The organism is Herbaspirillum sp. GCM10030257 (assembly GCF_042666555.1).
Lineage (GTDB): Bacteria > Pseudomonadota > Gammaproteobacteria > Burkholderiales > Burkholderiaceae_D > Noviherbaspirillum.
The window spans coordinates 88,189-113,584 of the sequence record NZ_JBHTDH010000005.1 but is presented as its reverse complement, the minus strand read 5'-3'; the positions used below and the strand labels follow the sequence as shown (position 1 = coordinate 113,584).

The 25,396-nt window shown below is 58.7% G+C and carries 22 protein-coding genes; 9 read left to right on the top strand and 13 right to left on the bottom strand.

Annotated features, from left to right (window positions below):
* Positions 1-52: 52 nt before the first annotated feature.
* The 3 genes from ACFQUU_RS09500 to ACFQUU_RS09490 form a co-directional block, all read right to left on the bottom strand.
* On the bottom strand, positions 53-1,003 hold the full coding sequence (locus tag ACFQUU_RS09500) for a CAP domain-containing protein (protein ID WP_382246056.1): 951 nt from the start codon (positions 1,001-1,003) through the stop codon (positions 53-55).
* A gap of 227 nt (positions 1,004-1,230) precedes the next feature.
* Positions 1,231-2,649, bottom strand: a complete 1,419-nt coding sequence (locus ACFQUU_RS09495; protein WP_382246053.1) for a sensor histidine kinase — start codon at positions 2,647-2,649, stop codon at positions 1,231-1,233.
* Positions 2,646-3,326 carry a response regulator gene (locus ACFQUU_RS09490; RefSeq protein ID WP_382246051.1) on the bottom strand — a complete coding sequence of 227 codons (681 nt, stop codon included), beginning with the start codon at positions 3,324-3,326 and terminating at the stop codon, positions 2,646-2,648. Before ACFQUU_RS09490 ends, ACFQUU_RS09495 begins: the two co-directional genes overlap by 4 nt.
* Before the next feature lie 268 nt (positions 3,327-3,594).
* On the opposite strand from ACFQUU_RS09490, the gene ACFQUU_RS09485 reads away from it, so the two are divergent.
* On the top strand, positions 3,595-4,590 hold the full coding sequence (locus ACFQUU_RS09485) for a Bug family tripartite tricarboxylate transporter substrate binding protein (RefSeq protein ID WP_382246048.1): 996 nt from the start codon (positions 3,595-3,597) through the stop codon (positions 4,588-4,590).
* Positions 4,591-4,725: 135 nt separating this feature from the next.
* Entirely contained in the window at positions 4,726-5,772 is a 1,047-nt protein-coding gene (locus tag ACFQUU_RS09480; protein WP_382246045.1) for an AbrB family transcriptional regulator, read from the top strand.
* 83 nt (positions 5,773-5,855) lie between these two features.
* On the opposite strand, the gene ACFQUU_RS09475 is transcribed toward ACFQUU_RS09480, so the two are convergent.
* Complete coding sequence (locus tag ACFQUU_RS09475; RefSeq protein ID WP_382246042.1) at positions 5,856-6,503, bottom strand: NAD(P)-dependent oxidoreductase; 648 nt, start codon at positions 6,501-6,503, stop codon at positions 5,856-5,858.
* A gap of 110 nt (positions 6,504-6,613) precedes the next feature.
* Between ACFQUU_RS09475 and ACFQUU_RS09470 the strand changes: the two genes are divergently transcribed.
* Complete coding sequence (locus ACFQUU_RS09470; protein WP_382246039.1) at positions 6,614-7,537, top strand: LysR family transcriptional regulator; 924 nt, start codon at positions 6,614-6,616, stop codon at positions 7,535-7,537.
* 25 nt (positions 7,538-7,562) lie between these two features.
* On the opposite strand, the gene ACFQUU_RS09465 is transcribed toward ACFQUU_RS09470, so the two are convergent.
* Complete coding sequence (locus ACFQUU_RS09465; protein ID WP_382246037.1) at positions 7,563-8,099, bottom strand: hypothetical protein; 537 nt, start codon at positions 8,097-8,099, stop codon at positions 7,563-7,565.
* A complete protein-coding gene (locus tag ACFQUU_RS09460) occupies positions 8,096-10,702 on the bottom strand; it encodes a chemotaxis protein CheW (protein WP_382246034.1) in 2,607 nt (868 codons plus the stop codon). The genes ACFQUU_RS09465 and ACFQUU_RS09460 overlap by 4 nt, the downstream gene beginning before the upstream one ends.
* A 391-nt stretch (positions 10,703-11,093) precedes the next feature.
* Between ACFQUU_RS09460 and ACFQUU_RS09455 the strand changes: the two genes are divergently transcribed.
* Positions 11,094-11,852, top strand: coding sequence for an L-asparaginase (locus ACFQUU_RS09455; RefSeq protein WP_382246031.1), 759 nt, complete (start codon positions 11,094-11,096; stop codon positions 11,850-11,852).
* Here the strand turns inward: ACFQUU_RS09455 and ACFQUU_RS09450 are convergent.
* From ACFQUU_RS09450 to ACFQUU_RS09430, 5 genes are all read right to left on the bottom strand, one after another.
* On the bottom strand, positions 11,809-12,411 hold the full coding sequence (locus ACFQUU_RS09450) for an MOSC domain-containing protein (protein ID WP_382246028.1): 603 nt from the start codon (positions 12,409-12,411) through the stop codon (positions 11,809-11,811). The two genes, ACFQUU_RS09455 and ACFQUU_RS09450, sit on opposite strands and share 44 nt — an antisense overlap.
* Positions 12,408-13,571 carry an MFS transporter gene (locus ACFQUU_RS09445; RefSeq protein WP_382246025.1) on the bottom strand — a complete coding sequence of 388 codons (1,164 nt, stop codon included), beginning with the start codon at positions 13,569-13,571 and terminating at the stop codon, positions 12,408-12,410. Before ACFQUU_RS09445 ends, ACFQUU_RS09450 begins: the two co-directional genes overlap by 4 nt.
* 150 nt (positions 13,572-13,721) lie before the next feature.
* A complete protein-coding gene (locus ACFQUU_RS09440) occupies positions 13,722-14,261 on the bottom strand; it encodes a hypothetical protein (RefSeq protein WP_382246022.1) in 540 nt (179 codons plus the stop codon).
* A 167-nt stretch (positions 14,262-14,428) separates the two neighbouring features.
* On the bottom strand, positions 14,429-14,866 hold the full coding sequence (locus ACFQUU_RS09435; protein ID WP_382246019.1) for a CBS domain-containing protein: 438 nt from the start codon (positions 14,864-14,866) through the stop codon (positions 14,429-14,431).
* Positions 14,867-14,995: 129 nt separating this feature from the next.
* Positions 14,996-15,982: a D-2-hydroxyacid dehydrogenase family protein gene (locus ACFQUU_RS09430; protein WP_382246016.1), complete on the bottom strand. Its 987-nt coding sequence runs from the start codon at positions 15,980-15,982 to the stop codon at positions 14,996-14,998.
* 365 nt (positions 15,983-16,347) lie between these two features.
* On the opposite strand from ACFQUU_RS09430, the gene ACFQUU_RS09425 reads away from it, so the two are divergent.
* Entirely contained in the window at positions 16,348-18,204 is a 1,857-nt protein-coding gene (locus tag ACFQUU_RS09425) for a phosphoenolpyruvate carboxykinase (GTP) (protein ID WP_382246014.1), read from the top strand.
* Positions 18,205-18,534: 330 nt separating this feature from the next.
* Positions 18,535-19,473, top strand: coding sequence for a DUF808 domain-containing protein (locus ACFQUU_RS09420; RefSeq protein ID WP_382246707.1), 939 nt, complete (start codon positions 18,535-18,537; stop codon positions 19,471-19,473).
* Between the two features lie 67 nt (positions 19,474-19,540).
* Here the strand turns inward: ACFQUU_RS09420 and ACFQUU_RS09415 are convergent, their stop codons facing one another.
* Positions 19,541-20,509 carry a pyridoxamine 5'-phosphate oxidase family protein gene (locus tag ACFQUU_RS09415; RefSeq protein WP_382246011.1) on the bottom strand — a complete coding sequence of 323 codons (969 nt, stop codon included), beginning with the start codon at positions 20,507-20,509 and terminating at the stop codon, positions 19,541-19,543.
* 9 nt (positions 20,510-20,518) lie between these two features.
* Positions 20,519-21,154, bottom strand: coding sequence for a glutathione S-transferase family protein (locus ACFQUU_RS09410; RefSeq protein ID WP_382246008.1), 636 nt, complete (start codon positions 21,152-21,154; stop codon positions 20,519-20,521).
* A gap of 185 nt (positions 21,155-21,339) precedes the next feature.
* Between ACFQUU_RS09410 and ACFQUU_RS09405 the strand changes: the two genes are divergently transcribed.
* From ACFQUU_RS09405 to ACFQUU_RS09395, 3 genes are all read left to right on the top strand, one after another.
* Complete coding sequence (locus ACFQUU_RS09405) at positions 21,340-22,248, top strand: LysR substrate-binding domain-containing protein (protein ID WP_382246006.1); 909 nt, start codon at positions 21,340-21,342, stop codon at positions 22,246-22,248.
* 278 nt (positions 22,249-22,526) lie between these two features.
* Positions 22,527-24,674 (top strand): DUF1631 family protein, encoded by a 2,148-nt coding sequence (locus ACFQUU_RS09400; protein ID WP_382246003.1) that lies wholly within the window; start codon positions 22,527-22,529, stop codon positions 24,672-24,674.
* 145 nt (positions 24,675-24,819) lie between these two features.
* Positions 24,820-25,386 carry an NnrU family protein gene (locus tag ACFQUU_RS09395; protein ID WP_382246001.1) on the top strand — a complete coding sequence of 189 codons (567 nt, stop codon included), beginning with the start codon at positions 24,820-24,822 and terminating at the stop codon, positions 25,384-25,386.
* The last annotated feature ends 10 nt before the right edge of the window (positions 25,387-25,396 follow it).

Sequence of the window (25,396 nt, the reverse complement as noted above, 5' to 3'; positions counted from 1 at the left end):
AGACGATAGCAGAATTTGTGCGACGGCGGCATGCCGTCGCCTTGTCAAACACTTACTGTGTTGTAAAAGACCATGAGCGGTTGACGTCAATGTTATCCACCTTGCCGATAAACTGCACATCGTAGGTGGTACCGGCCGCCAGGGGGTCGAGCGGGACGATGGCCGCGGCGGATGACGGCGTTTGCGTATCCGAGCCGGAAGTCAGTGGGCGTACGGTCAGATTGGCATTGCTGCCGCGCGGACGGATGGTGAAGCTTTGCACGGACACGGTCGCCGTGATATTGGCATGCACGCTGATCGGATAGCCGACTTCATTGCGATTTGGGACCGGATCCGGCGATTCGTTGTCGCTAAAGAAATTGCGCGGCACCCGCGACTGCGACGGCGCCGGATACACCACCACAGACCCGCGCGGCAAGCCGCGGTCGAGGCCATTGGCGGCAAAATTGGTGGTGAAATAGGTCAGCCCACCCGCGACGGTAGCCGAACCGGCGCCGGCTTCCTTGAACATCGGTTCCAGGATCACGAAGCGGTGGTAAATCGCGGCAATCAAGTCTTCCGCGGCATTGAAGCCGGAAGGGTCCGAGGTCGCGGAAATGACTTCGCCATAGGCATAGCTATTGGTCGACGCGAATCCGTAACGGGCCGCGGCCAGGCGATCTCCCACGGTCCGGCCAGTGAAATCGCGTCTATCCTCAATCTGATCGTGGGTAATGATGTTATTCGTCTTTTGGTAATTCGAATGGCCCTGCGCGGCAACATCGATCAACGCATTGCGTGCCACCGCTTCCAGCCCGATTTGGCGGCGGCGAAAATTAAACCAGTTGAAACCATCGGTGGCGGTATTGCCGGTTGCCTGCGGCGCATTGGGTTCCTGTGCTGAGATCGTCGCGGCGGCGTTGGAAGAGGTGGTGCTTTGGCCGGAATCGCTGCCGCCGCCACAGGCAGCCAGAATCAGCGAAGCAAGCAAAACGGGGTAGATCGAGCGTGTTGGTCGCCCCATGAATATTCCTTTTAACAAAATCCGGTGCGGACATGCCTGCAAGCACCGTCAAGACAAACGCCGGTTAGACGGCAAGTTTAGTATTCGGTTGCAGGCCAGATTGTGAAATTACCTGATGTGGATAAGCTGTATGTTGATGTATACGGGAAAGCGTGAGATACGTGGCAACGACAGTGGTAATAAATCTATGCGCCTGAGTTGGCTTTGCTCACTTGCTTACCTGCGTCTTATCGTGGGAAACGGATCTGCGCTTTCAGACCCAACCCACTGGTGCCTTCTTCCAACTGTACCGATGCTTTGTGCATCGCGGCAATATCCCGCACGATGGTCAGTCCCAGACCGCTGCCATGCACGTTGGCTTCCTGCGCGGACGCGGCCCGATAGAAGGGCGCGAATACACGCTCCCGTTCCGACTGGACAATGCCGGGGCCGCTGTCTTCAACCTCCAGCCGTGGTTCGCCGTCATCCTGTGTAATGCGCAACATGACCTTGCCGCCGGGCGGCGTGTAACGGATCGCGTTGTCAACGAGGTTTGACACCAATTCATGCAATAGCAAGGGATTGGCATTGACCTGCACATCCCCCTCGTCGGCATGAAAGGACAAATCGATATCCTTGCGTACCGCAAGCTGGGCCAGCTCAAGTCCGACCTGACGAGCGACTTCGACCAGCGACACCCGCTGCATGTCGGCGACGACAGCGCCATGTTCGGCACGCGCCAGCGTCAGCAGGCGATTGGCAAGATGCACAGTCGAATCGGTGGTGCGCGCGATGCTCTCGACGATTTCCCGCATCGCCTTCGGATCGTTGGAACGCAAGGCAAGTTCGGCTTGCGTTTTCAACACGGTGAGCGGCGTGCGCAACTGGTGCGAGGCGTCGGCAATGAAGCGCCGCTGGCCAGCGATCAGGGTCTGCAGGCGTGCCATGTAGCCATTCATGGCAACGACCAGCGGGCGCACTTCCTTGTGCACCAGGTCGGCATTGAAATCGGACAGATCGGTCGGTGCACGCGATTCGACATCACTTTTCAGCTGCATCAGCGGGCGCAGCACCAGACGTACGGCAACCCACGCCAGCGCGGCCGCGGCCAGCACCAGCACCGCCTGGCGCGCCAGCGTATCGATCAGGATCTTGCGCGACAACTCGTGCCGGCCTTCCAGGGTTTCGCCGACCTGGATCATCGCGATGCCACGCATGGAATCGTCATACACCGGCTGGTACAACGCAGCGATGCGGACCGGTTCGCTGCGATACGTCGCATGATAGAAATACACCAATGCCGGATAGGCATCGGAGCGCGCCGCGTTGCGCGGCAGGGCCGGCAGATCGTCGTAGCCGGAGACATGCTCGCCATTCACGCCGGTGACCTTGTAATAAATGCGTCCCAGCGTGTCGGTTTCGAAACTATCCAGCGCCACGTAAGGCACATCAGCCACCACGCGGCCGTTGACAATCGACACCCGTTCGGCCAGTGCACGGGTGGAGGCGAGGAGTGAACGATCATAGGCCTGGTCGGCGGCTTCGAGCGCATTGTTGTACACCGACACGGCATCGATCAGCACCAGCACCGCAAGCGGGATCAGCAGCCAGCGCAGCAGTTGCGAACGCAGGCTGCCAAGGGGCGCTTCCGGCAATGCTGCGTTCATTGCGGCTTTTCTTCCAATAAATAACCGAGGCCTCGCAGGGTGGTGATGGCAACGCGTCCCGGCTCGGCGCGTTCGAGTTTTTTGCGTAGCCGGTGCACATAGATTTCGATCGCGTCGATGTTGGCTTCGTCGTCGAGCGCAAAGACGTCGTCGAACAGCTTTTCCTTGGACACGGCGCGTCCGGCGCGCGTCAGCAGCACTTCCAGTACCGCATGTTCACGCGGCGTCAAGGCCAGCGGCGCGCCGCCATAGGTAAACATGCGCGACACGGTATCGAAGGAGAGGGCGCCGCAGGTCAATGTGACGGCTTCGTTGCCTTGCGAGCGGCGCAGCAGCGCCTTGACGCGTGCTTCCAGTTCCGCCAGTTCGAACGGCTTGGGCAGGTAGTCGTCGGCGCCCAGATTGAGTCCCTGCACGCGGTCGTTGAGGCCGCCACGGGCAGTCAATACCAGCACCGGCGTCTTGCTGCCACGCGCGCGCAGGCGCTTGAGCACTTCCAGGCCATCCATTTTCGGCAGGGTCAGGTCAAGGATCACCAGTGCGTATTCCTGCGTATGCAGCAAGGCATCGGCATCGGCGCCGTTCATCGCGCACTCTACCGACAGGCGCGCATCCTGCAGCGCCTTGGTGAGCCAGCGTGACAGTTCGGCATGATCTTCGACCAACAGGATTCGCATGGCAGTACTCGGGCTGGAAAAATGGAGGCTTTCTGGAAAGCTTGACGAAAAACTTTCTATCAATTTTTTGAAAGCATTTTGAAAGCTTGTGACGGTTATGGTGCTTGCTCAAAAGGCAGTGCGACAAAACAAACAAGTCAGCGCCTGCGTTGCGATGCCATCATACGCATTTCGCTCGGATTGCAAAAGTGCATGCCTTTGTCAGCGGCAGATCGCCGATGGATGGATAATTGCAGCGATACCGCCTCCACGGCGGCGTTGAGGAGACATGGTGGGAAAGCGAAACGCAGTGACAATCGTGCTGGCCTTGGCATCGATAGCGTGGCAGGTATCGATGCCGGCATCGGCGTTGGCACGCCCACCCGAATGCGTGGTGCCTGCAAAACCGGGCGGCGGCATGGACCTGACCTGCAAGCTGGCGCGCAAGGGGCTGGCGCAAGTCGCCGCTGACACGCGTGTCGATCCTGCATTGCATATCAGCTATTTGCCGGGCGGCATCGGCGCGGTCGCCTGGAATTCGGTCTTGTCGCAGCGACGCGCGGAAGCCGATACGCTGGTGGTGTTTTCCGGCGGTTCTCTGCTCAACCTTGCACAAGGCAAATACGGCAAGGCTTCAGCCGCCGATGTACGCTGGGTTGCGGCGCTCGGCACGGATTACGGCATGGTGGCGGTACGCAGCGATTCGCCCTACAAGACGCTGGACGATCTGCTGAAGGCGCTCAAGCGTGATGCCGGCAAGATTTCGATCGGCGCCGGCGGCACGGTCGGCAGCCAGGACTGGCTGAAGGTGTCGATCATTGCGAAGCAGGCCGGCATGAATCCGAGGTCCTTGCGCTTCGTTGCCTTTGAAGGCGGCGGCGAATCGTTCACGGCCTTGCTGGCAGGCCATGTGCAGGCGGTTTCCGGTGATACCTCGGAAGCGGCACTGTACGCCGCCGGCGGCAAGATACGGGTGCTGGCCGTGATGAGCGACCAGCGTCTGCCCGGCGTACTGGCCAATGTGCCCACCGCGCGCGAACAAGGTTACGACGTCACTTGGCCGATCATCCGCGGCCTGTACATGGGACCGGAAGTGGGGGACGCGGATTATCGCAAATGGGTGACCGCTTTCGACAGGATGATGGCCGAGCCGTCGTTCGATCAACTACGCGCGGCACACGGTCTGTATCCCTTCGCCATGACCGGCGATGCATTGAGCGAATATGTGCGTGGCGTTGTTGCCACTTATGGCAAACAGGCAAAGGAACTGGGTTTGGTGAGATAGCTATAAAACCGTCGAACCGTCGAGCTCATCGATGGGAGGAGTCGGCAACGTCGCATACCCCGCTGGTCCTGACGTGCGTTGCCAATGCCTGCTGCACATGCCTTTCGTTTGTCCGATGCATCCACATCATTCGTCATGCTTCAAATCCGTTTTCGCCCTTTCCTGCTCGCCTTGTCCATCGGCTTTGTGTCCGCGTTGTTTTGCGAATGGATCAACACGCCTCTGCCGTGGATGATCGGTCCTCTGTTTGCCACCGCTGCCGCACGCATGGGCGGCACATCGCTGGCATGCCCGGTGCGCGTGCGGGAAGCAGGGCAATGGGCTATCGGCGCTGCCCTCGGCCTGTATTTCACGCCAGCCGTGGTGCGGGTGCTGGCCTCGTATAGCGGCTATATCGTGCTTGGCGTACTGTTTGCGCTGGTGCTCGGCGCGGCCTGCGGCTGGCTACTGCACAAGGTGTCGGGTGTTGACCGCACCACGGCGTTTTTTGCGATGGCGGTCGGCGGCGCATCGGAAATGGCCAACCAGGGCGAACGCCATGGCGCCAAGGTGGACCGTGTCGCGGCTTCCCACAGCCTGCGCATCATGATGGTGGTGGCGATCATTCCCTTCCTGTTCAAGTTTCAGGATATACGGGGGCTGGATACTTTCGTTCCGGGAGCACGGGTCGTGCATTACGGCGGCTTGCTGGCGCTGATTGGTCTGACGATCCTGGGCGCCTTGCTGTTCAAGCGCATGAAATCGCCGAATGCTTTCGTGCTCGGACCGCTGGCCATCACGATTGCGCTGACTGCCTCGGACATCAATCTGTCGGCACTGCCGGAATGGATGGTGCACCTTGGTCAGTTGTTCATCGGGATTTCGCTGGGTACGCGCTTTACACCGGAATTTCTCCATACGGCACCGCGCTACCTGGTCAGCGTGGCTTTCTGCACGCTGGTGGCAATGGCCATTGCCGCCGCCTTTGCATTCGGGCTGGCACACATCAGCGGCATCCATCCGGCAACGGCGATCCTGGCGACCTCGCCGGGCGGCATTGCGGAAATGAGCCTGACGGCCAAGAATCTCCAGCTTGGAGTGCCGATCGTCACGGCATTCCATGTGACGCGGCTGGCGGCGCTGGTGATCAGCATCGGCCCGCTGTTCCGGCTGGCGCAGCGCCTGAAAAACCGGCACGGATAGTCAGGAAATGAAGCCGCATCGGTAGTGCAGTTGCTGCATTGGCTGCATTGGCTGCACAAGCACCGATGCACATCGGGCCGGGCTCAGTAACCGACGGTGAAGCGCTGTCGCGGATGCACCGGGTTTTCCAGCTCATCGATCATCGCCACCGCATAGTCTTCCAGCGAGATGTGACTTTCACCGCTCTTGTCAACCAGCAATTGATCGGTGCCGAGGCGAAAATTGCCTGTTCTTTGCCCCGGTGCGATATGCGCCGAAGGACTGAGCATGGTCCAGTCAAGATGTGTTTCCTGCTGCAGCAGCTTGAGTGCTTCCCGTGCGCCTTCGGCGGTGGCCTTCCATTGCGCCGGGAATTCCGGCGTATCGACCACCTGCAAGCCGGGCGCGACTTCCAGGCTGCCGGCACCGCCAACCACCAGCAGTCGCGGGACACCGGCTTCTTGCGTGGCGCGGATGATGGCGCGGATGCCACGCAGATAGTAATCGTAGATATCGCTTTGCGCATGGCCGCTAAATGCGCTGATCACAGCATCGTGGCCTTTCAACTGCGCAGCCAGCGCCGGGTCCAGTACGTCAGCTTTGACGGCGCGAAGTTTGCCATTGCCATGGTCGTCCCCGGCCAGCTTGTCCGGATGCTGAACCAGGGCAGTGACGCCGTGGCCGCGAGAAAGCGCCTCCTTGCGCAAAGCCGATCCGATAAAGCCGCTTGCGCCGATGAGTGCGATGTGCATGATGTTCCCCTTGAAAGTGTCGATGGAGCAGTCATCATCGCGGAAAGCATTGATTCGATAAACGGCAAGATCGATAATTCATTGTTACTTTTTTCTAATCAATACTTGCCATGTCCCTGCTCGGTCAAATCGATCTCAACAGCCTGGTGGTCTTCGATCGGCTGGTCGAATGCGGCAGCTTTACCGCCGCCGCGGAACGCCTCGGCATTGCCAAGGCCCGGGTCAGCATACAGATTGCCCGTCTGGAAGAGCAATTGGGCACCAGCCTGTTCCATCGGACGACGCGGCGCGTGACACTGACCGATGCGGGCCGCAGTTTGCATGCGGAATGCCAGCCTTTGCTGCAGGGATTGCAAGATGCGGTGATGCAGGTCGGGCAGGATGGACGGGACACCGGAAAAGCGGTCCGGCTGAGCGGCACCCTGCGGCTGACCGCGGCAGTCGATCATGCGGTGCTGTCGTTGGCGCCCGCGCTGGCACGCTTTGCCGCCCTGCATCCGGATCTGCACATCGACCTGCGGGCCGGCGATACGGTCGCCGACCTGGTCGGCGAAGGAATCGACGTCGCCATCCGTCTTGGCTGGTTGCGGGATTCCTCGCTGCGCGCGGTGAAGCTCGGCGAGTTCGGTCAGTATCTGGTGGCATCCCCTGATTACCTGCGGCGCAGCGGTACACCAGGCCGGCCCGAAGAACTGGTGGACAAGGAATGGCTGGCGCTCAGCCTGTTGCCAACGCCGCTCACCTGGAAATTCAGCGCGCCGTCCGGCGAGACGTGTAGCGTGCAAATGAAATCACGCATCCGGGTCAATTCACCGGGCGCCCTGCGCGCCTTGCTGCGGCACGGCGCCGGCATCTCGGTGCTGGACCAGCAGGCGGCCAGCGAAGGCATCAAGGCCGGTTACCTGGTGCACGTGTTGCCGGAATGGTCATTGCCGCGTGGCGGCGTGTATGCCGTGTACCCACCGGGGCGGCATGTGCCGGCCAAGGTGCGCAGCTTCATTGCGTTTTACCGTGACTATCTCGAGTCGCTTTGACTGTCGCCGACACCCGTCATCCGCCTCAGGAAAACAACAGTCGGGTCGGCGGCCACCCACGCAGCGCCTCGTCATTGCCTCGGCGCGCAGGGAACATGCCGGCTGCGGTCATCTTCAGCCGGTCGAGCGAAAACTGTCGCAGGTGCTGGGACACGCTCTGGTTGATTTCCATCGAGGCCTGCATCACCAGCATGTCGACTTCCCAATGGACGGTGTCGGCCAATGGCGGCTCCGCCAGTGCACGGCGTTTCGCGGCGCGGGTACGCCCGGATTGTTCGGCCACGACGCAACGGAACGCATCTTCCAGCGTCAGTTTACTGGTTTCGCAGGTCAGCGCCCAGCATTGTGGCTGTTCCGAATGCGGACGCAATAGCTGTTCGCGGCACAGCGTCGCGCACAGTTTCAGCAAGTCCTTTACCGGCATGCGCGTTTGCCGCTCCAGCTGGTCAAGGGTCAGGGAACGCGGTGCGCAGGACACGAACTGGCCAAGCACTTCGGTCGTCATGCAGAGGCGTGCGTACAAGGCGCTGTCGCCCATTAAAAAATCATCGATGGCTTTCATGCTGCTTTCTCCAGTAAATCTGCGCCGAACGCCATGTCGGTCAGGCGGTTCACATCAGTGACGTTTAGTACGGTAGGCAGGCTGGGGTCTTTCAGGCACGTATACAGCTGTGCCACGTCCAGCGCCTGGATCAGCAAGCGGCCTTCGTTGGCCTGGATCACTTGCTTGACCAGCAAGCCTTCGGCATTGCCGGCAAACGGGGTGGGCTTGATCTGGGATGCCTGAAATTCCGGGACGCCATGCAGTTCGTCGACCAGCAGTCCGATGTCCTGCCCGTCATAGCGGACGATGATGACCTGGCTGCTACTTTCGACATGCGCAGGTGCGCCGCGCATCAGGTGGCGCAGATCGAACACCCAGACGAACTGCCGGTTCTCGCCGTAGCGCTGCAGCGCCAGCACGCCGATACGTTCAGGCCGGCCGCCCATCGAGACCGGTGACACTTCCGATGCCGGCAAGGCTTCCAGCACGTGTGCGGCGGGGAGGGCGAGCAGCATGCCGTCGATGAAGAAGCTTGCATACTCGGTCCCGACGCTGGCGGTGACATCGGTCTCCAGTACCGTATCTTCGCGGTTGGCTGCGGAACTGCGTTCGCGTACTTCGCCAAAGGTATCGAAGACCACGGCCAGCACGTCCTCCCGGTATCCATCGGCTACCTTGAATTCACGGTAGCCGTTGGATACCGTGCAAGCCATGATCGCGTAACGATCGTCGTGGACAATGATGCGCGATGCGCTGTTGCCGTTGGCCGAAGTCAGCAGTTCCGGGTCGATGTCGAGCTGCGCGCCGACCGGCCGTGTCGGATCGGTACTGGAGATCACGCGTCCACTGCGATCGATGAAGAGCGCTGTCATGCCGCTCTTGTCAGCCAGTGCGCCGCGCAGCATGGCGGAAAATTCCGGCTCGGAGTCGAACACGATGCCGATGCCGCCAATCACCGTCGATTCGCGATGCGGATCACGGATCGCCGCATGATAGATGTAGGTCGGCCGGTTGCGGTACAGCGGCGTGGGCGCGAACGGCGATACGTAGTAATCCTGTTCGCTGCGTAAGGCCATGACGCTGTTCAGGGTGCTTGCATCGATCATCGTGCCGACCACCGGGACGCCGGCTTCCATCGGATTGGTGCTGGCAATGATGCGGCCTTCGCTGTCGTACACGAAGATGCGGGTGTAGACGGTATAAAGCCGGTTGATGTAGTCGAGGATCGCAGTGATGCTGGCGATGGTTTCGTGATCCTTTTCTTCCGATGCCAGCGCATTGCGCAGTTCCGGCGTCAGCGCCCACCAGCGGCAGTCGTCAGAACGCTCGTACAGATTCCGGTCAAGTAAATCCACCAGCAAGTGCGACACGAATTCCGCACCGCGCAGGCTCGATGCCAGCACCGTTCCATAGAGGTCGCGGATCGATTGCGAAAACAGTTCATTGCTACGCCTGCCGGTCTCGCTGATCTGGTCGAGAATGGTTTTCAGCTTGAGCAGCTCGCCATGCTGGCCGGCGGTCATCACCTGGCCGTTCCAGACCACGCGGCGGATGGTATCCGCCGCGGTCATGATTTCAAACAGCGGCGGGCAAAAGGAGCGGGCGTGCGACAGCAGACCTTCGGCGACGCCCGGGTCGAGTGTGGCAAGCGCATTGCTGCTGTTGCCATGGAACGCGACATCCACCGGAGTCATGACCTGGCCTTGCCAGCCGGGCGGTCCCATGTAGCCCTGATAGCCTTCGGCGCTGATGGTCCGCACCAGATATTCACGACCGCCATAGACCATCAGGCGCGGACTGGCCGTGCGATTGACCGGCACGGCGGCACCAACCGGAATCCAGAGTTCATCGGCGCTGGCGATCACCTGGTTTTTTCCATCGAGCAGCAGCATGTTGGCGCGTTCATCGGCATCACGATGTGAATTGAATATCCCGGCCAGCTCTTCCTCGAAATGGAAGCACAGGCACAGCACGCCGACCGCGACGCCGGTGTCCGGGTGCAGCATGCGGCGCGAGTAAACCAACGCCTGTTTTTTCAGCGGCCGCAAGTCGGTCGCGCGGAAGGTCTCGACATAACTTTCCGCTGCGAGCGTCTGCCGGATCAGCGGGTCGGTGCTGCCTTCGAGTGGTGACGATTCATCGATCTGCACCAGCACGTTGCCCTCGGCGTCGAGCAGGATAATCTCATCGTAGACGGTGTATTTGTTGCGGTAAGCACGCAGACGCAATCGAATCGCGTCGGCGTCGTCGTGCATGCCGGCGACAAAGGCGCAGAGTTCACGGTCGGTGGCAAGAAAGCCAACATCGGCAGTGCGCTCGTAAAGATTGCGCACCACGATGTCGATCACATACTGCGCCTTGGTGCCAATCTCGTCGAGCACGTTGCCGACTTTTTCGGTGACCAGGCTGGTCACCAGTTCCTGTTCGAGCCGATTGAAGCCGGTGCGGGTCGCGGCCATGGTCGGCAAGATGGTTTTCGCTTCGACCGGGCAATTCATCTTGGCGGAAGCTTCGATCATGCGCCACATCAGGTTCAGTTCGCGCAGCGATTGCTCGCAGCGAACGACGTCACGCATGTACGGAAGAAATGTGTCGATGGGCAAGGGCGCTGAATCACTCATGATGACGGTCCTGATCATTATTTTTTTTGATCTCTCCACGCATCCTGAATAGAGACACGCTTCGAGGCGGGCAGCACATTTAGGTGCACTGCAACATTCTTGCAATTTGCAGGCCAGCAGGGAATTTCCGGCGTTTTTAAGCCTCAAACGTTGCCTTTGCTGTTATCAGGCAATGGCCAGGCAATAGCAGGCAAGGGCAACGTCTGTTGTCGTCCCTATTCGCGCCGCGTGCTTATACAGACAGCCAGCGCCGTTTTGGTGCGTATGGGAAAACTCCGCAGAGGCATGCGCAATGCTGGTGCTTGATCGAGAGCGACCAGAGGCGATGTTTTTTTGCTGGCCGTCCGGCGAATGAAGCTAAACTAGAACCGTTATTGCAAGTGATAGACCTATGAAACCTGTTGCACCCGGCACCGTCATTTTTCACCGCCACCGAGGCTATGGCGTTATCACGTCGGTCAATCTGCTGACCGGCTGGATTTCGGCCCGTTTCGGTGACGAGGTGCGCACGCTCGACCTGAATCTTTCCCATGACGAGTTGCAGCACGCCGATGGCGAGCCGATCCGTTTCCGGCGCGATCCGCCGGACCGCATGCCGCACGCGCGGCTGATGGCCATGGTGCGCGAACTGCATCGCGCCGGCTATCAACGCTTATACCTGTATAGCTGGCCGAAACCGTCAGGCCTGCACTGGCGCTGGCACCTGTTCACCGGACAGCGCAACTGGATGGACCGCGCATGGCGCGAAGGCTGGTATGGATCCGGCGCGGATTACAACTTCAACCCGATACTCGGCTGGGGTGACCAGCCGGGCGCCACTTCCAAGGAACTGGTGAACGCATTTGCGCAATTCGATCCGCATGGTCTCGCACAGGCCTTGAAGCGCGATGAAGATCACACCGCATGGTTCGATGCGGTGTGCGAAGCCTTGCTGCCGAATTATGCGTATACCTTGGGCTGGGATTATCGCGATGGACCGGTACCCGAGCACCTTCCGGTGATTCCGGTACGTCGCGGTGTGCCGCCGTATGCGGGGCCGCCACTGCCATGGCCACCTGGCTGGACGCGTCTGTGGACCGGTGGAAGCGCGCTGGTGCGCAGCAGCGTCAGAACAAGTCCCGCTGGCGCCCCTTCAGACGTCTTTCGTTGATTTGCGAGATTGAAGTCTCACGCGGGCCGGCGCTCAGCATGAGCGCATCGCCGGCCGCAATTTCTCCGGGTTCGATCACACGCAGGTAAAAACCGCTATTGCCGGCCTGTACCATCATCTTTGACGCATGACTAAAGCCCATCTTTGCGTTGAACTTGAAGCAGGGCTGGCGCGGTTCCGTCACTTCCAGCAGCGCGGTGCCGATGCGCAGCCAGTCGCCGATCCAGATGTCCTTTTCCAGCAAACCCTGCAGCGTGAGGTTTTCTCCCATCGCGCCGGGCAGCAGCGGCTCTTCACGCTTCAGTGCCGCGAGACGCTGTGCAATCCAGAAACCGTAATGCTCGGAAGGATAGGCATACACGGCCTTATTGATCCCGCCGTGCACAGTAGGGTCTGCCTGTTCATCACCTTCAAGACCAAGCCGGTTCACCCGGACCGCACCAGCGACCGACTGCTTGTGAATTCCGGTGGCGATGCGCCGCACTGGTTCCGTGATGTGTTCCGATGGCCGAACGAACAGGTCGCCGATGGCGCCGACATTAACACTGATGACTTTCATGCTGCCTCGGCCATGCGACGGCGCTGCGCCATGTTGCCTGCCATCACCGATACCGCGATGGCGACCGCCATGGGTACCGCCGCGATATACGACAGGTTGGCCGTGCCCGCTCCCGATACGATGACACCGCCGAGGAAGGCGCCTGCCGCCTGGCCGAGATAAATGGCGGAGGAGTTAAGCGATACCGATGCCGAAGCAAGCGAGGGCGCCATGCCAACCAGGCGTGCCTGCTGCGAGCCATTGATTGCAAAGCAGCCGAGGCCCCACAACAACATGAGCACTACCGCTGCCGGCAGCGAGCCGCGCGACAGCGGCCATGCGATGATCGCCGCCAGCATGCAGCTCATCGCCACCACGCCGACACGCATAGGCCCGATGCGGTCCATCACTCGCGCGCCGATCACATTACCGATGACGCCGGTGATTCCGAAGCACAGGAACAGGAGACTGATGACGGTCGGCGTCGCGCCGATGAAATCCTTCAGCAGCAATGCCATATACGAGAACATGGTGAACATGCCCAGCGCCTGGATCGCGGTGACGGAAATCGCCAGCAGCAGGGGTGTGTTGGCAAACAGCGCCTTCCATGCCGCGCGGTCCATCGGCGCGACGTAAAGTTTGGCGGGAATCTGTATCCAGACAGCGACGGCAAACAGCGCAGAGATTACGCCGACCAGCGCCATGGTTGATCGCCAGCCAATATGCGCACCCAGATAAGAGCCGAGCGGCGTGCCGACCACCGCGGCAATCGACCAGCCGAGGAATACCAGGCCGATCGCCTTGCCGCGCATTGCGATAGGCACCATCAAGCCTGCGGTCGCTGCGGCCTGGGCAGTGAAAAGTGCGGCGCCAATGGCCGTCACGATGCGTATTACTAGCAGGCTGGTATAGTCCGGCGCCAGTGCGGCAATCCCATGCATGACAGCGTAAAGCACGAGGGAAGCGGTGAGCAGCTTGCGCCGGTTAACCGCTGTGGTCCAGCTTGCAAGAAAAGGGCCGCCGACGCAGATCATCATCGCAAAGCCGGAAATCAGCATGCCAACCATGGCATGCGAAATCACGAGGTCGGCAGCAAGCTCATTGAGCATGCCGGGCACGACCATGACGCCGGTGCCGATGGCGAAATTGCCGAGGGTGAGGGACCACAATTTGGGTTGCATGGCTGCTCCGGAAAACGAGGATCCCAGTGTAACCAAAGCCGCCCAAGCTTGCTGAATGGCCGGAAACGGTACGCGAGAACCAAAGCGCCGTGCCCTTAATGGAGGCACGGCGCTTTGAGGATGTTGCGTATCGGTGGATTAGCTGGCTACTTAGCGTCGGCGTTGCGACATATGACCAAGGGCAATCGCCAGCGCGGCGCCGCCCAGCGCTTTAACCAGGGTTGGGTTCTGGGCATAGAAACTACTCATGCGATCAATGACGCCGGGATTTTCGCGTTCGGCATGTGCAGCCAGTTCCTCGACTTGCTGCGGACTAAGCTGGTCAACCTGTTCCGGTGTCAGCTGTACTTGCTGTCCACCGCCACCGCGATTGAGCAGGCCGCCCAAGCCACCTAGGGCGCCACTGCCCAGTACCGAGGCGAGTACAGAAGGGCCGATCGCACCCAGCAACTGGTTCAGCATGCCTGTACGCTGGTTCGTGTCAGCCTGATTGAAGAGCTGGCCCACCATGTTGCTGAACGGTGGTGTCTGATCGGAACGGAAGGCTTGGCTTAAGCCGTCACGTAAATCTTCCTGCGGAGAATTTTGCGCGATGTTATCGAAGTCCTGTTCCACTTCATGCGATGCGCGGCCAGCGCCAGCGCCACTGTATTGCTCCAGAATACGGCCGATGTCGAATCCGAGTCCCATAGTTATCTCCTGTAATCGTTCCTGTGGTTAGCTAGCGCGCCGTACAACATGCCGAAAGGGATTTCAGCGGCCAGTGAGTGGACGGGTGTTTGCGGTGATGCGTTCCGATAGGAGGTCGGCATGTGGCTATAGTTCCGTCAGCCTGACAGGAGATCTACGGTGACGCGTTATCGCTCTCCACGAATGTAGTGTTCCATCTGTTCAATGATGAATTGCTGTTCCGAGATGATGTCGGCTACCAGGTCGCCGATGGAAACCAGACCGACGAGCTTTTCGTTTTCCATGACCGGCAAATGCCGCAGGCGGTTCTCGGTCATCAGCGCCATGCATTGCTCATTGGTTGTATCCGGTCGCACGTACATCACCGAAGTCGTCATGATGTCGCGCACCGGCGTTTCATTGGACGCACGGCCCTTCAGCACCACTTTGCGCGCATAGTCGCGCTCGGTCACGATGCCGACGATTTTTTCGCCTTCCATGACGAGCAGGGCGCCGATGCCGCGTTCCGCCATCAGCTTGATTGCATCGAGCACGGTGGTGGTCGGCGTGACCGTATAGACTTGAGTATTGCTTTTATTCTTCAGAATTTGGGCAACGCTGTGCATGTGCAATCTCCTGATCGAGTGGCGTCAAACCATTGTAGGCATGCTTTCCGCTGTTTGTTTGACCTTGGATAGGAAATAAGCGTTGCCCGTACATGCTATCGTATTTCGAGCGTGCACCCGACGTGTGCATTATCCGAGTACTTGCGGATTTAAAACGTTTTTCGGTGTTCCGTTGGCAAAATCGACGATGTTCTGAAAGGCGGCGCGGAAATAAATCTCGTAACTATCCTTTTCGACATAGCCGAGGTGCGGCGTCGCCAGCACATTGGCATAGCGCAGCAAGGGGAAATCTTTCGTTAGGGGCTCGGTTTCGAACACGTCGAGCGCGGCAAATCCCGGATGACCGGCACGTAATGCGCCATCAAGTGCACCGGAAGCCACCAGTTCCGCCCGGCTGGTATTGACGAAAAGAGCGGAGCGCTTCATGCACGCAAGATCTTCCGCGGTCACGATCTCACGGGTTGCGTCGTTCAGGCGCAGGTGGAGTGACAGCACGTCGGCCCCGGCGAAGAAGCTTTCGCGATTTGCTGCAGCGCGATAGCCGTCGTTCTCCGCAGCGGCCCGGCTAGCTTCACGGCCCCAGACCATCACATCCATGCCAAACGCCTTGCCATAACCGGCCACCATCCTCCCGATGCGACCATATCCCCAGATGGCAAGCGTGCGCCCTTTAAGGACGGTACCGAGCGTGTTGAGTTCTGGGGCTACCGATGCGGTCTGCCACAAGCCATCACGCAAATTTGCCGCGTACTGTGGAATCTTGCGTGTTGCCGCCATGATCAGTGCCCACGTCAATTCCGCCGGCGCAGTCGGATCGCCCACCCCTTCGGCAATCGCGATGCCGCGCTCAGTAGCGGCATCCACGTCCACGTGGCCGCTCAACTTGCCGGTTTGCGAAATCAGTTTCAGGCGCGGCAGTTTTTGTAATAACGCCCGATTGAATGAAGTGCGTTCGCGGATCAGCACCAGCGCGTCGTAGTCGGCTAGACGTATCGCAAGTTGGACGAGTCCGCGTGCGCTATTGTTAAATATCTTCACCTCATGTCCGTCAAGCAGGCGGAAGCAATCTAGGTGGCGGACACTGTCCTGATAGTCGTCGAGGATCGCGATTTTCATGGTGGTTTAGCAAGTTTTTGGTAATTACGTAAGAAAGATACAAGTATGCCGAGAAACAATAAAGGTCTACTACAAAACTCGAGAATTCCTCCTACATTTTTGTTGTAAATCATTGAGCAAGGGTACCCCCGCGTGTACAATCGGTTCCTATTTTTCGCGCCTCGAAACGCATTTTCGACGTTGGCGCGAACCCACCAGCCCGGCCATTATTCTATTTTTCGGGCTGCAGCGCGGTCACTCCGAGACCGCGTTCGACAAGACCGCCGTACCGCTGGTTACCACTGCCAGCCGAGCCACAAGCTAACGACGATCCTGCCGTGCCGGGACAAGACAGAATTCTTTATTGGCATTGGAGGAAGTAACTTATGAACCAACCCGTCATGGGAGGCATTGCACCATTGAATGCGCCAACTTACATTAAGCAGCAAAAGCTGATCAGCTGGGTAGCCGAGATCGCCGCCCTGACCAAGCCCGACCGCATCTACTGGTGCGACGGTTCCCAGGAAGAATATGATCGCCTGTGCGCTGAAATGGTTGCCGCCGGCACCATGAAAAAGCTGAACGAAGCCAAGCGCCCGAACAGCTATCTGGCCTGCTCCGATCCTTCCGACGTCGCCCGTGTCGAAGACCGCACCTTCATCTGCTCAGCGCGCCAGGAAGATGCCGGCCCGACCAACAACTGGATGGCTCCGTCCGAAATGCGCGTCACGCTGAACGGCCTGTTCGACGGCTGCATGCGTGGACGCACCATGTATGTGGTGCCATTCTCGATGGGTCCGCTCGGTTCGCCGATCGCGCATATCGGCGTCGAGCTGTCCGACTCCCCCTATGTCGCCGTCAACATGCGCATCATGACCCGCATGGGCAAGGCCGTGTACGACGTGCTCGGTACCGACGGTGAATTCGTGCCTTGCGTGCACACAGTCGGCAAACCGCTGGCCAAAGGTGAAAAGGATGTGCCGTGGCCCTGCAACGAAACCAAGTACATCGTTCACTACCCTGAAACCCGCGAAATCTGGTCGTTCGGCTCCGGCTATGGCGGCAACGCGCTGCTGGGCAAGAAGTGCTTCGCGCTCCGCATCGCGTCGACCATGGGTCGCGACCAGGGCTGGCTGGCTGAACACATGCTGATCCTCGGCGTTGAATCGCCGGAAGGCAAGAAGCACTATGTGGCAGCGGCATTCCCGTCGGCCTGCGGCAAGACCAACTTCGCAATGCTGATTCCGCCAAAGGCCTTTAACGGCTGGAAAGTCACCACCATCGGCGACGACATCGCCTGGATCAAACCGGGCGCCGATGGCCGCCTGTATGCGATCAATCCGGAAGCCGGCTACTTTGGCGTGGCACCGGGCACCAACACCAGCTCGAACGCCAACTGCATGGCGTCGCTCAGCGGCAACACCATCTTCACCAACGTCGCGCTGACCGACGACGGCGATGTCTGGTGGGAAGGCATGACCAAGGAAGCGCCGGCGCACCTGATCGACTGGCAGGGTAAGGACTGGACACCGGAAAGCGCGAAGGAAACCGGCCGCAAGGCAGCTCATCCGAACGCACGCTTTACCGTCGCCGCAACCCAGAACCCGGTGATCGATCCGGCATGGGACGATCCGGCTGGCGTACCGATTTCGGCGTTCATCTTTGGTGGCCGCCGTTCGACCACCGTGCCGCTCGTCACCGAAGCCCGCAATTGGGTGGAAGGCGTCTACATGGCCGCGACCATGGGTTCGGAAACCACTGCCGCCGCCGCAGGCCAGCAGGGCGTGGTGCGGCGCGATCCGTTCGCGATGCTGCCGTTCATGGGTTACAACATGAGCGACTACTTCCAGCACTGGCTGAACATCGGCAAGAAGATTGCTGCTTCTCCGGCCGAACTGCCAAAGATCTTCTGCGTCAACTGGTTCCGTACCGATGAGAACGGCAAGTTTGTCTGGCCCGGCTTCGGCGACAACATGCGCGTACTGAAGTGGATGCTCGACCGCATTGAAGGCAATGCCGGCGGCGTCGAACACATTTTCGGTGTCACACCGCGCTATGAAGACCTGAAGTGGGACGGCATCGAGTTCACCCGCGAGCAGTTCGATCGGATCACCTCGATCGACAAGAGCGCATGGGAAGCCGAATTGAAGCTGCACGCCGAGCTGTTCGACAAGCTGAAGTACCATTTGCCGGGCGAGCTGGAATCGACCAAGGCTCAGCTGGAAAAACGTCTGGCAGCATAATGTAAATATCAGCCAAGCCTGATTCAGGCTTGGCGATATTGAACAACAAGGCACCTTCGGGTGCCTTTTTCTTTCCTTGCCAGGATTCCATGCAAAATTTACCGGGTTGCCATCCATTTCTTTGGCTCAGAGCATAAAATGCGACATCATTCGCTGCCATGCTTTGGTAGTCATACTTTTTGCTTAAATTAAATTACGTGTGAAATCCGATCGCCGGCGCAACGGCCTTTGGAAAAAAAGATCAGCGGCGCGATACGGACCAATTTTGTGCTGTCAGCTGAAACTATTAAACCGTGGAATAAATTCTGTACCGAAACGAGGATTGAAAATATGGCTGTCAGCTTATTGGCGTTGCTTGATGACATAGCATTTTTGGCCGACGATGTCGCAGCCATGTCGAAAGTCGCAGCGAAAAAAACGGCGGGTGTACTTGGAGACGACATTGCATTGAATGCCGATCAAGTGACCGGCTTCGCTCCGAGCCGGGAGTTGCCAGTAGTTTTTGCTGTAGCAAAAGGCTCTGCAATAAATAAGGCGATCTTGGTGCCTATTGCACTTCTTCTTGTCGCCTTCGCACCCTGGGCATTAACGCCGTTGTTGATGATTGGGGGCGCATTCCTTTGCTTCGAAGGTGTCGAAAAGGTTTTTCATAAGTTTTTGCACTCTGAGGCAGAAGACAAGGCTCGCCACGCTGAACTCATCCATCACGTGCAATTGACGCCTGAGCAGTTACTTGCCGCCGAAAAAGAGAAGATTAAAGGCGCCGTGCGCACGGACTTCATCTTGAGTGCCGAAATCATTGTAATTTCACTCGGTACGCTTCAAGGCGCGCCGTTCATGACTCAAGCCGCCGTACTCGTTGCCATTTCTATTTTGTTTACGATTGGTGTTTATCTTGTCGTCGCCGGGGTTGTAAAGCTAGACGATCTTGGGCTTTATCTTGCCGCTGGTGTCAATGGCGCGAAAAAAGCGGCAGGCCGCTTCATACTGTGGATCACCCCCTACCTGATGAAGACACTTTCTATTCTGGGAACTGTTGCCATGTTCCTTGTCGGCGGCGGCATCATTGCACACGGATTTCCGTTCCTTCATCATTTTGCGGAGCATGCTGCACACGAAGCTCAGGAGCTGCCTACCGTGGGCAATGTTTTAGCGTTCGGGACACCGCTGCTCATCAACATGGCAATCGGTCTCGTTGTAGGCACAATCGTCCTTGCGCTGGTGCATTTATACAAGAAGACATTTCGCAAAAGCGCAGCAGCACATTAAGTAAATGTCGGCCTTTTAGGTTGAGCTGATGCGGTACAGCGAGCCGCAAAAGGCGCCTGCTGCTGTTTTAATTCCACATGCCGGTCGGTTCCAGATAAGGAGACTGTTCCCGTAGCACCCAGCGCAGCGGAAACGCATTTTTCCTGAGTACATAGCGTTCGGGCTGAAAGCGCAGCAGTCGCCTGGCGCCCTCGAATCGGCTTACTTCTTCTTCATCCCACAGGACACTGGCGTTCCCAGTAACCTGCAGGAGGTCGCCATATTCAAAATCAATAAACAGCAATCCGGCCCGGCCATCGGCAAGAATGTTGCCGATGGTGTTGAAAAAATTGTTCCCGACGAAATCCGGCCAGATCAGCTCTCCCTCCGTGCCGACGTTCACAAAACCCGGCTTGCCTCCACGGTGCGACACATCAGCACCATGTGCCTTGCCAGCAGAGGCATCCGCCATGGTTGCGATAAAAAAGGTATCGCTGCGGCGGACCAGCGCTACCGCGTCTGGCGGTAGCGCTCCGGTACCTGACACCAGTCGAGCGTCGCGCCCTCCCGGCTCACGGGTCGCAAGGTTCCGCGTCTGTATATATTTTGGGCAATTGCCAAAACTCTGTTGTACGGAAAACGTAAAGCCCAGCTCGTCGACCTGCGTGACAATGCCATTGGCACGATTACGCCGCCGGGTGTCGAATTCCAGGCCGAGTGCACCGAATCCGGCACCCGGTTTTACCATTGCTGCCAGCGGATCATCGTCATCCAGACGTGCACCGACGCGCAGCGTGGTCGCATCGGGTGAAGCGATAAAGCCAGGCTTGCCCCAGATGATGGACGCCCAGACCTGTGCATTCGCATCGGCACCGCCGAGAAGCAGGGTGGGCAGCTTGTTGAACAATTCACGATGCTGGTCGGGCATGTAATTGCGCAGCACGACCGCACCGACTCTCTCCATCTGCGCGCGGACACCGGCGCGTTCCTGCGCGTCGATTTCTCCGCGATGGAAGGGCTCGGGATTGAGGGCTTGCGGTGAACGAGCGGTATCCATGGCGATCTCCTAAGCGGCTTTGCCGGGATGCGGTGGCAGTTCAATCATCGGCACAAATCGTGGCAGTGTTTCGATGCGTTTCAGCCAAGCCTGCAAGGCGGGATAGGGTTCCAGCGACACGTCGCCTTCCGGAGCGCGGGCGATATAGCTATAGGCAGCGATATCCGCGATGGTCGGATGCGTAGCGGCGAGATAGGGGCGCTCTTGCAATTGCTTGTCCATGACGGTGAATAAGCGAGCGGCAATCGCGGTCGCGGTGTCGATATCATACGGTCGATTGAAGCGTTTGATCACCCGCGCCAACGCAGGCCCGAATGCGATTTCACCAGCGGCGACCGACAGCCAGCGTTGCACTTGCGCGGCGCCGGCCGGGTCGCGTGGCATCCAGTGTTGATCGCCGTATCGCAACGCCAGATACACCAGGATGGCGTTGGAATCGGCGACCACGGTACCGTTGTCGTCGATGACCGGCACTTGTCCGAAAGGATTGAGCTTGAGGAAGTCTTCGCTCTTTTGCTCGCCCGCGCGCAGATCGATGTCGATCGTCGCGTAGGGCAAACCCAACAGCGAAAGAAACAGTTCTGCCCGATGCGCATGGCCGGACACGATGCTGCGATACAGCTTGATCGGGGATGTGGTTTGCATATTGTGCCTCCTGGTCGGTATGGAGACGCCATTGTCCGCGGCAGGCATTACTGAATAAATGGGATGAAACAAACAAAATTGCTTCATAATCCGGAGTAATTTAAAGCAATTCAGGATAATCCGGCGCAGTCCGCGATAAGCGGACAGCATCTCCTGCGCCTCTTCTTTCTTCTCGCACGAACGACATGGACAAGCTGCGTGGTATCCAGACTTTCATCGCCATTGCCGAAAAGGGCAGTCTGACCGCTGCAGCCAATGCGCTCGACACCTCATTGCCAACGGTAGTGCGCAAGCTTGCGGAATTGGAAGAAAGCCTTGGCGTACGCCTGTTCAACAGGACGACGCGCCGCATTCACCTGACTGATGAAGGATTGCGCTATCTCGCTATCTGCAAGACCGCACTCGGACAGCTGGAAGAAGCGGAAGAAGCACTGTTCGATGCCAAGGCCAAGCCGACCGGCAAACTGATGCTGACAGCCCCCGTCTTGTTTGGCCGCCTGCATGTTGCGCCATTGGTAGCGGAATTCATGCGCATATACCCGGAGCTGACGGTCGAAATGCTGCTGCTGGACCGCAACATCGATCTCATCGAGGAAGGCGTCGACGTCGCGGTACGGATCGGTCACCTCGTGGATTCAAGCTTGCATGCGGTCCCTGCCGGTCTCCTGCATCGAGTGATCTGTGCCAGTCCTGGCTATCTGAAGCAGCACGGCACGCCAACGCATCCGAGCGAACTGAGTGCCCATGCCGGCATACGTTTTTCCGGACGAAGCGTGCTCAGTGAGTGGCAGTTCCGTGAAAATGGTCGCGCGCTGAACGTGCGCTTCACACCGCGCCTGATCACCAATTCTGTCGATGCGGCGATCAATGCCTGTCGCGACGGGCTTGGTATCGGTGCATTCTTGTCTTATATGATCCAGGCGCCGGTGCGCGCAGGCGAACTCAAACCAGTGTTGCGCAAGTTCGAAGCTGAACCGCTTCCGATCCATATGCTTTACCCGCATTCCAAGCTCATGTCGGCACGTGTGCGGGCTTTCATCGATTTCGCGGCACCGCGACTGCGGGCGCAGGATTTCACGAAACTTGGAAAGTAAGGCCAGGAAACCGAATTTCTCCTTACTTATTTCTCCTTACTTAATTCGCAATACGTCTTGCATGGCTCAAAGGGAATGGTAAGTGCCAACTCACATCCACTTGGTCTAGCCGCTCTGCTCTAAAATTGCAAAATTGCCACTATCTTTCATCCACGGAATATCCGTATTCGTAACGTATCATTACAAAATAAAACTTGCCACAAGGCAATGTTATGCAAAAATAGAACTCTCGCTGATACCGTTGCAGTTTCTTTGCACATTTTAACAAGCAGCTCTTCATGGTCCCCAGCTCCGCCGACAACAAAGCTAGCACTGCTATTCCCGCGTCACGGCGAGGCGAGATCCTGCTCGAACTCGCCGTTCTCGCATCGAATGCAGCGAATGCCCAAATCGACGGGTTGACGACACGACTTTCCGAAGCGCTATTGCGAGCGTCCGCATCCTGCGCCGATCCGGCCCAGGCACGCCTGCATTTCAATGCGGCCAGCCTGCTGAAGAAAAATCGATATCCGTTTTACTACGTGGTATCGGACCGGCTCGGAGCCATGCTCAAGCAAGAAGTCGAAGCGCTGGCCAACCCGGATTTCCAGCCTTTTGATGCGGGCGATGCGCCGCCTTCACTGGAGCCGGACGTTGAAATCGACAAGAAGCTCTGCCTGGTCAAGGCTAGCCGCGCCATCGAGAATGAACATACGGAGCGCATGGTCGCGCTCGGCATGCGTCTCGGCGCACTGCTTCAACGCAATCCGCTGATCACTGCCGAGAATCCTTTTCGTCCGCACATTTTTCTTTCCGTGATCCATGATGCCTGGTGCGAATTTCAGCCAGACGTTACTGCGCATCACATCGTCTATCCGCTGCTGGGACCGGAACTCTGTCTGGACATGGGGCCGTTGCTGCATGCGCTGAACACGGCGCTGGTCAAGCTGGGCGTCATGCCGCAGCTGGTCAGGAAAACCCGTGGCGAGAATGGTGCCGGCGGCGTCGAAGACTTCGAAGAGCCAGAAGACGATGTGCTGCTGCCACAGCTGCGCCGGCTGTTTTCATCGTCGTCGACATCCACGGACAAGCCTTTGTCCAACGGGTTTCCGGCGCTATTCGACGATGATGCGGTAATTGCCAGCGCTGCGCGCAATGCCTTGCTCGGTTATCTCACCAGCTTCGACAAGAGCAGAGCCGATGCATCGCTTACCGGGTTACTCGACGAGATCAAGCGCAACGCACCGCGCGAAGGACTAAGCCATGCGGATGCGAGTGTTCTTGAACTTGTCGCCAAAATTTTTGAAGTCATCCAGCGTGACCCGCATGTCGCAGAAGAATTGAAGTCGACACTGCTCCGCCTGCAATTACCGGTGCTGAAGGCGGCGCTGCAACAGCCGGAGTTCTTTTTCAAACGTTCACATCCGGCGCGGCGCGCAATCGACACGCTGATCGGTTTGTGTGCAGGTTGGGATCCCGACAAGGGCTCGTCCGACCCGCTATACCTGCTCCTGGTGCGCAGCATTGACCGTATCGCGCAGGAAGCCGACCGTCGGCCGGCTGTTTTCCTTGATGTGGTATCGGATCTGGATGCGTATCGGCGCCGCGAAGAAACCACGACGTTGCAGGCGCTGAAGACAAGCATTGCACAGCGGCTGCAGGATGAAAAAATGATCGAGGCGCGCCGTGCAGCCAGGCAGCAGGTTGCACTGCGCATCGGCACCGGTGAGGTCGTTGCCTTCGTCGAAGCCTTCCTGGAAGACAAATGGGTCCCGGTGCTGACTCTGGCCTACAGTGTCAAGGATGAAAAACCGCAGGCACTCGATCATGCATTGCAAACGATGGACAACCTGGTCTGGAGCGTGAAGCCGAAGATCACGGCTGAAGAGCGCAAGGAACTGCTCGCCAAGCTACCCACCATCGTTGCCAGCCTCAACAAATGGCTGGACATCATCCGCTGGAATGATGACGCGCGCGTCAAGTTCTTCAACGATCTGGCCAAATGCCACGCCTCAATTGTGCGGGCGCCACTGGAGTTGTCGCCCGAGCGCCAGGTCCAGATTGCACTGGCACTGGCGAAACAAGCGGCTGAGCGCCGCCTGCAGCGGCAGGCCAATGCGGAACCCGAACGGGTACCGGATGCATACGATGCGCAGGTACAGGCGCTGGAGCAAGGCGCATGGGTTGATATCGGGCGCGAAGACCGCACCCGGCGGCTGCGTCTTGGCTGGGTCAGTCCGCTGCGCAACCTCTACATTTTCGGCACCCGTGAGCGGCAGGAAGCGCTGTCGATGACCGCGGAAGAATTTGCGCAGGCCCTGCGCGAAGGACGTGCACATATTGTCCCGGGGGCCGGGCTGATAGGGCAGGCGCTGGCCGAAGCACTCGGTATCGACCTTGGCCATAGCGCCAACTCGGACTCCGCCGGCGACAAGTCCGCCGCATAAGCTCTCGCCACTCAAATAGCATTCGGTTGCATCGTTACGCAGGCTGCCTGCGTTGTCCTTGGACTATCCTCCCGCCCCAATGAATGCCACGCATCGCGGCAACTGTGATGTAATCGCATTCACGTTTATCTTCAGGAGGCGTGTCATGGGAATCTTGATTACGGGTCTCGTACTGTTTCTGGGCATCCATCTCGTTCCGGTGCTGACCGGCATGCGGAACAATCTGTTCTCGTCGCTGGGCGAGAAGCGCTACAAGGGAATGTTTTCGCTGGTCTCCGCGCTCGGGCTGATTCTCATCGTTGTCGGCTATGCACGCGCGCCGTCCGAGCCCTACTTGTTTGCCCCCTTTCCATTTGCCATCATGATTGCGCCGCTGGTGATGATCATCAGCTTCATCCTGCTGGCGGCGGCCAACATGAAGACCCATATCCGCCATACGGTCAAGCATCCAATGCTGATTGGAGTTGGTTTGTGGGCGACGGTGCATATGCTGGCCAACGGCGAACTGAAGGCCACGTTGCTGTTCGGCGCCTTTCTCGCGTACGCAATCATCGACCTGTTGTCCGCAACCAGCCGGCATGCGGTGAAATCATTTACGCCGACGTCGCGGCATGATGTTCGTGCAGTGCTCGGTGGCATCGTGATCGCACTGCTGGTCATGACAGTCCATCGCCTGCTGTTCGGCGTGAAGGCGGTGCACTGGGGCGTATAGAGCGCTTCGC